Annotated in this window: 7 protein-coding genes and 1 rRNA gene; 1 reads left to right on the forward strand and 7 read right to left on the reverse strand. The window is 46.5% G+C overall.

Going from position 1 to position 11,275, the window contains the following annotated elements; genetic code table 11:
- Position 1: 1 nt before the first annotated feature.
- The 7 genes from MARGE09_RS06545 to MARGE09_RS06575 form a co-directional block, all read right to left on the reverse strand.
- Positions 2 to 1,867 (reverse strand): ArnT family glycosyltransferase, encoded by a 1,866-nt coding sequence (locus tag MARGE09_RS06545; protein WP_236986544.1) that lies wholly within the window; start codon positions 1,865 to 1,867, stop codon positions 2 to 4.
- Complete coding sequence (locus MARGE09_RS06550) at positions 1,851 to 2,243, reverse strand: DUF2304 domain-containing protein (RefSeq protein ID WP_236986545.1); 393 nt, start codon at positions 2,241 to 2,243, stop codon at positions 1,851 to 1,853. Before MARGE09_RS06550 ends, MARGE09_RS06545 begins: the two co-directional genes overlap by 17 nt.
- Before the next feature lie 4 nt (positions 2,244 to 2,247).
- Entirely contained in the window at positions 2,248 to 2,967 is a 720-nt protein-coding gene (locus tag MARGE09_RS06555) for a glycosyltransferase family 2 protein (protein ID WP_236986546.1), read from the reverse strand.
- Positions 2,968 to 3,055: 88 nt separating this feature from the next.
- Positions 3,056 to 3,868, reverse strand: a complete 813-nt coding sequence (locus tag MARGE09_RS06560) for a CBM9 family sugar-binding protein (RefSeq protein ID WP_236986547.1) — start codon at positions 3,866 to 3,868, stop codon at positions 3,056 to 3,058.
- Positions 3,869 to 3,996: 128 nt separating this feature from the next.
- On the reverse strand, positions 3,997 to 4,509 hold the full coding sequence (locus MARGE09_RS06565) for a gluconokinase (RefSeq protein ID WP_236986548.1): 513 nt from the start codon (positions 4,507 to 4,509) through the stop codon (positions 3,997 to 3,999).
- Positions 4,510 to 4,596: 87 nt separating this feature from the next.
- Entirely contained in the window at positions 4,597 to 6,978 is a 2,382-nt protein-coding gene (locus MARGE09_RS06570; protein WP_236986549.1) for a GH36-type glycosyl hydrolase domain-containing protein, read from the reverse strand.
- A 118-nt stretch (positions 6,979 to 7,096) separates the two neighbouring features.
- Complete coding sequence (locus MARGE09_RS06575) at positions 7,097 to 8,725, reverse strand: MFS transporter (protein WP_236986550.1); 1,629 nt, start codon at positions 8,723 to 8,725, stop codon at positions 7,097 to 7,099.
- An 878-nt stretch (positions 8,726 to 9,603) separates the two neighbouring features.
- On the opposite strand from MARGE09_RS06575, the gene MARGE09_RS06580 reads away from it, so the two are divergent.
- Positions 9,604 to 11,137, forward strand: a 16S ribosomal RNA gene (locus MARGE09_RS06580).
- Positions 11,138 to 11,275: the final 138 nt, after the last annotated feature.

The raw sequence follows: 11,275 nt of genomic DNA on the forward strand, positions 1-11,275 counted from the left end.
ACTAACTTAATGCAAAATGTGATATGAAGCCAACAGAGCTAAATACAAAAATCGATTGGAGTGTTAAGCCCAGCTTGGCAAAGCGTGTATGACCATTAATTGAAGCCTTCCAGAGGCCATAATTGAAAATAATCATCAGGCTGGCAAGGGAGGGGATTATGTAGCGGAAGTCGATATTGACGGGAAAGGTCATCCTCATGTAGTAAATAGGCGCTACAAGCAATAGGTGCAGGGCAACAATCGGAAGAATAGCGCCTAAGTGGTTAACGTTAATTGAATACACGCTATACACCGATATAACCATCATTGCCAGAAATATAAAGCTCATTATCATGGCGCAGTTACGCGCTAGCCCGCCGTCAAAGCGCCATTCTCCAAATAAACTTGTCTTGCCTAGATAGTTGGCGAAATATTGGCGGCCAAGTTTGTCATCCCAGGGGGATGTGAACGGTTCGTTAATAAAGGTATTTATATCAACCCATAGATAGTTTTTGGCCTCGTTACCTACTTGGAGGCCTTTAGAGACGTTATTAATGTTGTCTATATAGAGGTGGGTTCTGTCGCCCTTTAGCTTTAGGGCTATGCCGGGGTAAAAAGTAAGGCCTGCGGCTCCAAGGAGGAGGATGCTAGGCAATATGCCCACGGCAATCGCTTTTTTGGGGAATGTAAACCCTGCGTTCCACCAGTGATAGAGGACAACTCCTGCACCAGCTAAACCGAGTACGGCAGCATTCGCCTTAGTGGTTACTGCCAATGCTGTAAATACGACTCCAAGAAGAAAGAAGTGGAATTTCGGTGTTAAGTAAAACTTATATATATAGTAGCTGGATGCAATGAATAGAAAGTATAGCTGGGGATCATTTCCAATGCGGGAGCTATGTAAAATAGCTCCTGGCCACACGCTTATACAAAGCATCGCGAAAAAACTATGTAGCCTAGGTGATGTGATATCGAAAAATCTTTGACTTTGATTCCTCGAGCGGAAGTGAGGGTTCTTTGTGTTGATTTCTTGAAAGAATAGCTCGATCAACTTTCCAGTAAATAGGAGAAAGCCAATTGAATACGTAAAGGAAGCGTATTGCAGCCATTTATAGCCATATGCTTTGTCATTAGGGGAAAACCATTGAGAAATTTCAAAAATTATCGAGTTTAGCCAGTAATAAAGTGGCGGGTGAAAGTATGCTCCGTCTACTGCTGCAGATAAGTCTGGTAGGGCCCACTCTTTTGTGAAGTGCATTATGTACTCAATATGTTCCCAAGTGTCATGCCCTCTCGTGTCAAACCCGGTGATTAGAACGTAAAACCAGCGAAGTAATACTCCTGTTGTAACAGCGATGCATAGCTCTTTTCGAAGCCGGCAAGCCTTTGCGATAGTGTATATTCCAATAGTCATACATAAACTTAATATTAACCAATATGGTACCTGCGCAATCCCAGTTACTGAGTTGTTAATTAAAATAGAATATTGCCCGCCGGTATCCATAAGTTCTATGCGGATATGATTCTTTTCTTGCGTGAAGTACGGCCTAAGGTCAATCTTAAAGCCTTTATTCCAGCTTGAAAGCTCACTTGCAGGTATATGACTTAGGTCGACAGGAAGTTTATTTATTGTTATTGATATAACTTTATCATCAGGGATTATGCGGAAAATATTTGAGCTCAATACTCCGACACTAATATATCCCTCTACGGTGAACTCATTGTTTTGTGGAGAACCAAATTTCCCGGAGTGAGGGATGCTAATTTGTTGTGTGCCTGATGGCCCCTTGAGGGTAAAGTCAGTATAGGTTGTGCTGTATAAAAATTTTGTAAGTAAAGCTATGATTACGACGATTATTATAAGAAGCAGCTTACTTTTCATGGTCATTCGTTGAATCTCTTTTTAAATCTAGATCGTGGCGAAGTAGTGCCAGTTCCTGGGTTAATCGCTTGCTTTGTTCTGATAGCTTTGAAATGACAGTAGAGTAGTGAATGAGAATTATGGTGATTGCCATTATGAGCATCAACAGGAGAGCTGTCGGTGCGTAGTGAATGCCAAGGAATGCAGCTAGGTATTCAAGAGCTGGCCGAAAAATGGATAGTGCGGTAAATAAAATTGAGGCTCCAATCCAAAGTAACGCATACTCTTCCTTTAGTCGTCTTTTTTTAATCAGGGTAAGAATAAAGAATAGTAATCCTAAACTTCCTAAAACTGAAAATAATTGTATGCGTTGTTCTGAGATGTTATCGCTTATATCGAACATAGCGTTACCTCTTTATAGTGGGGCGTATAGCTGTAATGAGTATTGAAAGTGTGACCTTAACCATGTAGTACGCGGATTTAAGGCCTCCAATGCTTGATTCCCCTCCATCCCGTTCCTCCATTCGTGTAAAAACTTCTTTTATTTTGAACCCATTTCGACCCAGTAATATAACGGCTTCCGGCTCTGGATAATCTACAGGGTATTGTTCTGAGAGAAGATCGAGGGCTTGTTTGTTGTAGGCTCTGAAGCCTGAGGTGTTGTCAGTTATTTTTTGCTTAATTAAAATCGAGTTAAGCCACTGGAAAAATCGAATGCCTATGCGACGCATTGCTGTCGATTTAAAGGTGGTTTCGTTATTGCCAACAAAGCGAGAGCCGATGACTACATCTGCTTCGTTCTTTAATATAGGGGCTGTAAGTTTGGGTATTTCTTCAGCTACATGCTGTCCGTCACCATCAAATTGAATAGCTATATCGCAATTAAGCCTTTTGGCAAATAAGAATCCGGTTTGAACCCCGCCGCCAATCCCAAGGTTGCAAGGAAGGGTTATTACATTCGCAAGGCCGGTAGCTTCAGCAACTTCTTTCGTTTTGTCTTTAGATGCATCATTAATGACGGCAATTATCAAGGTGTCATCATGTGCGTTAAGAGACTTGATTACTTTTTCTATACTTGCCTCTTCGTTGTACGCAGGCACGATGATGCAAATTTTAGGCTGGTCCATAGTGCCCCCTTAAAGATTGGCGGTGCATACTTACTTCAAAATATGCACTAGGAAAGTGAAAAAGTGTTATTTTTTGTAAAAATTACGCTTACTTGCTTAGCTCCAAAACCCCAAACACACTAGCATCAATATACCCACGGTTCTTGTCACCATTAACAGGTTTGATATCTATATCACCTATGAAGTGGTCACGTCCGTTGGGGCTGTCGCTGTCACAGTAGGCCATCATAAAGCCTAGTTTTTTACCTTCATGTAGCTTAGCCGGTTTTACGGCTTTTTCTTTTGGTGAGTACTCGTCTTTGTAGTTATCTGGGTAGGCGGCTAGTTGCACTTCCCAGTAGATCTTGCTGGGTGTCTCTGCGCTGCGCATCCATTGTGACTTAATGTGGTGAGGGTAAAGGCGCACGTTAGCTTTGCTGGCTTTTTCGTCGGCGTCGGTTAAGAACGGGCCCATATCTACCGCTTGGTTGTCGAGTGATACGTGGTAGGCAAAGGCGTTATAAGTAAATAAGTGCTTGCCGCCACTGTTGTCTTCATCGATAAAAATTTCTAGCGCGTCGTCATCCCAGTAGTGCTCTAGTGGATTTGGGTGGCTGTCGATTAATATATCGTCGCTAATTTCGGCCAGAATATACAGGTGCTGTTTTGTCCATACGACTTTATAGCGACCGCTGAAGTCTTCGTTGCTGCTAGGCGCGCTGCCAGCAGTGAGCTTATCTATATCCCGCCATGAGGCTTTGCTCCAGGCTGCGTCTTGCGGAATGCCGTCTATATCGGGTGCGCTTTTGGCGTAGGGGGCTTGATAGGTTGTTGCGGTTTCTGGTTTTACGCCAGCATAGGTGGGTACTGCGAATAAGCTGCTTAAAGCAATACCAGAAAAAAGGTGTTTGTAATAACTCATATCAAGGCCCTAAATACTGTGTCCTGAAGCGTACAGCTCCTAAATTGTATAACAGCGCAGTTTCATCGCTATTTCGGGGAGGAAGTGTATGGATAGAGCGCTGTCCTGTCCACGATACTGCTCACTTTTTAATGCTTTGCAATAAAGTCGCTAGTTATTTTCGTAGCTGAGTCGACAATTTCGGGCACGGTGGCATCAATGCTGACGAGTACCATGTCAGGCTCGTCTTGTGGTGCATCCATGCTGGCAAATTGGCTATCGAGCAGGCTAACAGGCATAAAGTGACCGGCGCGCTCGCTCATGCGCTGGGCGATAAGCTCTTTGCTGCCGTTCAAATATAAAAACAGCGTTCGAAAGCCCAGCTCGCGAAACTTCTGGCGATGGCTGCGCCTTAGGCCGCTATACGCCAGCACGCAACTTTTGCCGTCGCTTTTAATTTTTTCACAAATACTGGCAATCCACGGCTCGCGCATCTCGTCGGTCAGTGCTTTGCCTTCTGCCATATGGGCTTTGTTCTCGGCGCTGTGAAAGTCATCGGCCTCTAAAAAGGGCAGCTTGAATTTGTCGGAAAGCATCTGGGCCACGGTCGATTTACCGCTACCGCTAACGCCCATGCTAATAATTAAATAAGGTTGTGTCATTTGGGGGTCTACTTGTTGGGGTTCTACACTTAATGCGGCGGTGTCAAAGACGGGCACTAGCAAATGTCTTGCTGGTGCCCAGTCGAGTTATGCAATAGTGACTGTAACGCTGTAGGTTTTACCGCTTTCGAAGCCACTAATCACATTGGCCTCTACGGTGGCGCCTTCAACAGTGATATTGAAGGCGGTACCGCGTACATAGTTAATATTGAAGGTGGCACCACGGAAGAGGCGGGTAACGCTTGCCTCGTTCCACGCCTTAGGCAATTGGGGAGCAATTTCTAGGCCCTTCGCGCAGCCTTTAACACCAAATAAACCGTCGACTAATGATCGGTACACCCAGCTTACGGTGCCGGTATTGAATAGCTGGCTTGAGCGGCCGGCAGTACGAGGGAATTGGTAGTAAGCGCCGCGGTAATAATTGGGGATGTAAACAGGCATTTGTCCGCGCTGCAAATAATCTTCGGTATCGGGGCCTGGGATCATTTGGCGCAATAGCTTAAATGCACGTTCGCCCAGTTCGGCATTTTTACCGCCTTCGGCAACGTATAAGCTGTAGATGTAAAACACGGCGGCGTGGTTGTATACCGAGCCGTTTTCGGCAGAGCCTGGCCACTTCTGTGTTACGCGGCCAACGTCTTCACGCATTTTGGTGAAGGCGGGCGCGCACATGGCTACGCCATAAGGCGTTTCTAATTGCTCTTCAATGGCAGTAACCATTTTGGCTTGTTGCTCTGGTGTAACAATATCGGCCAGCATGGCCCAGCTTTGTGGGTTTAGGAAAATGCGGCCTTCGACATCTTTGCTAATGCCAAAAACTACGCCGTCATCGGTAATGCCCCTGCCAAACCAATCGCCGTCCCATAAGTGGGTTTGCACGGCTTTGGCAATATCGGCTGCGCCGCTTAAAAGCTCATCTGCGACGGCTTGTTGGTTGTGTTGTACGGCGACTTTGGCCCAAAGCTTAAGTGCGTAAGCGGTTGCTACTGATAGCCAGCCAGAAACGCCTTTGCCTTTATATCCCACCATGTTCATGGGGTCGCACCAGTCACCTTGGGCAATGTAGTTCAAGCCGCGTTCGTCGCGGTCTTTCAGTAGCCAGCGCATAGCGTTAGTGGTGCGCTCAAATACGGTGGCAACGTAATCGCCTTCGGCGCTTTTGACTGGCTCGTTTAAAATGTTGTAATCGCCGGTTTCATCTAAGTAAGCTTGCAAGCACACAGGCACCCATACGCAGTGGTCGGTATGGGGTATTTGGTTGATGTATTTAAGCTCTGCGTCCTCGTGAATCAAAATGCCATCGGGCATAGAGCCTGTTTCTTCTTGCTGACTTAATGCATGTAAAAAAGCAGCGCGGGTAACGCTAGGCATGATGTAGGTCATGCCCATGTTGTCTTGAATGTAGTTGCGCGTTTGCGGGTCGGTGGTTAAGCGGTTTACATCACCGTGATAGTAAACCTGGCGCCCCAGCCAGTTATTCACAAAGTTATCAAGGCCTTCGTCTGGCGTTTTGATTTTAAGCACGCCATTGCCTTTGGCAAGGTAGGCTGCGTAATCTTCGGCAGATTGCTCAAAGGCGCCATCGGCAAAGTACTTGTCGCGTAGCTGCTCAATATCGGCATCGCTATGGGCGGGGCCGAACAAAAAGCGGTATTGTTTTTCGGCGCCGTTTTCTAGGGCTTCACGGTATTGCAATACGGCAGCCGGTGTTTCGTAAATGGCATCGCCGTTGGCTAATTGCTCGCCTTGTAGGCCGTCGGGGTTGTGCAGGCCGCCTTCGCCCTCAAAGGCTTCGCGGGCTACTTCCCAGGAGGTAGGTTGGGTATTGTGCAAAAAGAAGGTTTTATCTTTTAGCGTTTTGATCATCGGGTAATCTTTTACCTTTTGATACGGCGTTATGCAGCTTGCCACAATGCCGCCTAGGTCTTGGCGGTACTGCGCGCTTTGGTTCATCCAGCTCATGTAGCCAATAGTAAAAAACGGGTAAATGCTCAATTTGCGCGCTTTACCACTCACGTTTTTAACCTTAAGGGACCACAGCTCTACAACATCTTTTGTGGGTAAGCTTACGGTTAGGGTCACCTCTACGCCGGCATCTTTCACAAACCATGTAATGTCACTTTGCCCTGCAGAAAAGGTAAAGCTTTCTGTTTTCTTACGTACAGGTTCATAAGGCGCCGAGAATATCTCGCCAGTTTCTTCGTCTTTAATGTATACAAAGCGCCCCGGGTGATGAGCAAAATAAGGTTGCTCCGGCTGCATAAAAGTCTTGGCTTCTAGGTTGGGGGCGTAGGCATACTTGCCCGGCTCAGGCTGCATATGCTGGGCAATAGCAAAGCCGCGGCAATTCACCTGAATCATCATTTGTTGGTTCCACAAGAACGCTGCGGCGCGCGGCATAGCTGTTGGGCTAGTAAGATTGTAGCGCTGGCCGTCTTCGGCGGCATGCAAGAATGGGGTGGTGGTCATAGCGGGGTCCTAGCTGTGCGTGAATCTGTTTTTGTACAACGAATTTGTATACATTAATACGTAAAAACGCCGCTAGCAAAATACTAGCGGCGTTTGGTGTTAGCGCGCTAATGCGTATTTACGCGTTGCGCTCTTGCAACTCTTTCTGAATGTCTTCGAGTTGTTTTGAGTCCAGCTTATAAAAAAGTAATGTTAGTGCGGTCGCTATTGCAAGAATACCGGGGATGAATGTCTGCATATATACGATTCCCATAAGCGATGCGCCATCTTGAATTTGGTTTGCCTCATAACCCATTGCCGCGAGAGCTGAAAGCAACACTGCAGAGCCAATAGTGCTGCCCATTTTTTGGGAAAATGTCGTAGCGGAGAAGGTCATCCCTGTGGCTCTTCTGCCTGTTTTCCACTCGTTATAATCTGCCACATCGGCATACATGGCCCAAGTAATGGGTGGCTTAAAGCCTAAAGCTACGCTGATCAAGAAGTTCATTATAAACATAATGACAATTTCTACAGGGATGGATGAGCTATCAAGAGTATTGCCGTCAGCGCTAATGCGTTTTACGCTAATGGTCTCTCCTTTGAGCGCCGTTATGTCTAGGTTCGCGCCGGGCTCTGGAAGTGTGACTTTCTTTTTAATGATCCAAAATATCTTATCGTGCCTTTGCCACTCATATTTATCTCCTGCATTGTGCTGTGAGCCTAAGAGGTCAGATGCATCTAGCGTTGTTTCTTGGGTGTCTTTCGTGGCAACCACACCTAAAGCATGGGGTTTTGGTATAAACGTAAATGCAATGCTGAGTGCGCCAACGATGATCAACATGATCATAAGGAGTTTTCGCTTATCTATAAAGCGTGTGACATAAGCGGCGGACATCGCGCCAAGCATTAACCCGAAATACTGTAAGCCAATATAAGTACCTAGCAGGTCGATTCGCTCTACAAAATACTTGAAGTAGTAGGCAGAGGAGCTTCCACGCAAAGTCATAGTCGTCATAAATACCATGGCTAGAATGAAAAGAATTAGCCATGGTTTGCAAAGCATTAAATCTTTGAAGTCGTTAAAAGGGTTGGTTTTTTCTTGATTCTTTGGTGGGGATACGCGCTCTTTGGTGCTAAAGAACGTAATGGCAAATAAGCATGATGCAATAATCGCGTAGACGGTCATTGTCATTTGCCAGCCATAGGCGCTATTGGTGTCGCCATCTCCAAAATACTCAGCGATTTCAGGTGTAGCGGCTCCCACGATAATGCTGCTGAAGTAAGCAAAAAAGAATCTCGTACTGTTGATTGCATTACGCTCTTGCGTGTTTGCCGTTAAAACGCCAGAGAGTGAGTTGTATGGTGTATTTAATATGGTGTAGACAAGCATTAACATGCCGTAGGTAGCATAAGCCCATATTAGTTTACCGGTATCGTCTAGGTCTGGGGTTGTCATGGTCATAATACCCGCCCCCATCATTGGTAAAGCGGCAAAGAGCAAATATGGCCGAAATTTACCCCAGCGCGTATTTGTCCTATCGGCTATGGCTCCCATTGCTGGATCTGTGATTGCGTCAACGATGCGGGTTACAGTGACCATCGTTGCGGCGGCGGCAGCGGAAATGCCAAAAATATCGGTGTAGAAAAACACCAAATATGAGCCAATAATGGCCCAATAAAAATTAAAACCAGCATCTCCAAGGCCATAGCCAATACGCTCACGCCAACTCAATTTGGCCAAGCGATCATTTGAATTACTTTGCGACACAATATCCCCCAGTGATTTCTTATATTGAAACGACAGTCAGCTGTCTTTCTTTTTAGTTATAAAGAGTCGTAGCTATTAATAGGTTCTTTAATAGATCGTTACTTCTCAAGGCGCCGCGTAGCATAAACAGCCTGTCGAGCGAAATCCAGCGACTAGGTACAGTTGGCGAGATTAAAAGTGCTTAGATTAATGCTAAAAAGTGTAATGCTAGCTAAGCCAGCTAAATTGCGTCGCCCTTGCCGAGGTGGGAGCGCTTAAATATCCGGCTTTAAAGTTTTTTAAAGCATTAATAAAAAAGAGCTTGCGCGGATGATTTAAGTGCCTATAATGCGCGCCTCCTCACGGGGTAAACGTCATCGAGAAGGGTTTCTAGGGCGTCCGTTGAGTAGGTCAAGTTGTTGTTTTTAAAGTGTTTTTATCTTTAAGGTTATTTGATCACTCGCTTGCAAAGCGTTTGGCGCTGCGTATAATGCGCGCCTCGCTCAGTCAGGCTGAGGGCAAGATGATTCGTTATTCATTCGGGTTGTTTGTTTGGCTGTTTATCTTTGGGTAGGTCGCCGAAAAAACACTGAAAAATAAATCGAAAAAAAGCTTGCAAGCAACACTGAAAAGCGTAGAATGCGCAACCCCGATACGGCGCAGCCGGAAAGGGTAAAGGATAAGAAGCTTAACGCTCTTATCGCTTTTTAACAAGACAGATCAAGCAAAGCGTGTGGGCGCTTGTGTAATTGTAAGTAAAAAATTAACGCAAGTGACCACAGCAGCAGTAATGCAGCAGTATTAACGTTAAGAATTATTTTTTGATGTTAAAAGTTATTTGCGTTCAAAAAGATTTGATCTCATCTATTGCTTAGGCAATAAACGAGATTGCTATATTTAAACTGAAGAGTTTGATCATGGCTCAGATTGAACGCTGGCGGCAGGCCTAACACATGCAAGTCGAGCGCGAAAGGTCTTCGGACTGATTAGAGCGGCGGACGGGTGAGTAATGCTTGGGAATCTACCTAGTAGTGGGGGACAACAGTTGGAAACGACTGCTAATACCGCATACGCCCTACGGGGGAAAGGGGGGGATCTTCGGACCTCTTGCTATTGGATGAGCCCAAGTCGGATTAGCTAGTTGGTGGGGTAATGGCCCACCAAGGCGACGATCCGTAGCTGGTTTGAGAGGATGATCAGCCACACTGGGACTGAGACACGGCCCAGACTCCTACGGGAGGCAGCAGTGGGGAATATTGCACAATGGGCGAAAGCCTGATGCAGCCATGCCGCGTGTGTGAAGAAGGCCCTAGGGTTGTAAAGCACTTTAAGCAGTGAGGAAGGCTTGTTGATTAATACTCAACAAGATTGACGTTAACTGCAGAATAAGCACCGGCTAACTCCGTGCCAGCAGCCGCGGTAATACGGAGGGTGCAAGCGTTAATCGGAATTACTGGGCGTAAAGCGCGCGTAGGTGGCTGTTCAAGCCAGATGTGAAATCCCCGGGCTTAACCTGGGAACTGCATTTGGAACTGGGCAGCTAGAGTACAGCAGAGGAGTGTGGAATTTCAGGTGTAGCGGTGAAATGCGTAGAGATCTGAAGGAACATCAGTGGCGAAGGCGACACTCTGGGCTGATACTGACACTGAGGTGCGAAAGCGTGGGTAGCAAACAGGATTAGATACCCTGGTAGTCCACGCCGTAAACGATGTCTACTAGCCGTTGGAACCCTTGAGGTTTTAGTGGCGCAGCTAACGCATTAAGTAGACCGCCTGGGGAGTACGGTCGCAAGATTAAAACTCAAATGAATTGACGGGGGCCCGCACAAGCGGTGGAGCATGTGGTTTAATTCGAAGCAACGCGAAGAACCTTACCTACTCTTGACATCCTGATAATTCGGTAGAGATACCTTAGTGCCTTCGGGAAATCAGTGACAGGTGCTGCATGGCTGTCGTCAGCTCGTGTCGTGAGATGTTGGGTTAAGTCCCGTAACGAGCGCAACCCTTGTCCTTAGTTGCCAGCACATAATGGTGGGAACTCTAAGGAGACTGCCGGTGACAAACCGGAGGAAGGTGGGGACGACGTCAAGTCATCATGGCCCTTACGAGTAGGGCTACACACGTGCTACAATGGGCAGTACAAAGGGTCGCTAAGCCGCGAGGTGTCGCTAATCCCATAAAACTGTTCGTAGTCCGGATTGGAGTCTGCAACTCGACTCCATGAAGTCGGAATCGCTAGTAATCGTAAATCAGAATGTTACGGTGAATACGTTCCCGGGCCTTGTACACACCGCCCGTCACACCATGGGAGTGGGTTGCACCAGAAGAGGCTAGTCTAACTTTCGAGAGGACGGTCTCCACGGTGTGATTCATGACTGGGGTGAAGTCGTAACAAGGTAGCCCTAGGGGAACCTGGGGCTGGATCACCTCCTTACCTCCTTAAACGATAACTTCAATTACATAAGTGCTCACACGCATTGCTTGAACTTATATTGTGGATTAAGTAGCTTTTAAAGCCCTCAAACGGAAGCCCGCTTGGGGGTTTTTAGTCTCTGCTTCGTCCTAATTTTTA

Source organism: Marinagarivorans cellulosilyticus (assembly GCF_021655555.1).
Lineage (GTDB): Bacteria > Pseudomonadota > Gammaproteobacteria > Pseudomonadales > Cellvibrionaceae > Marinagarivorans > Marinagarivorans cellulosilyticus.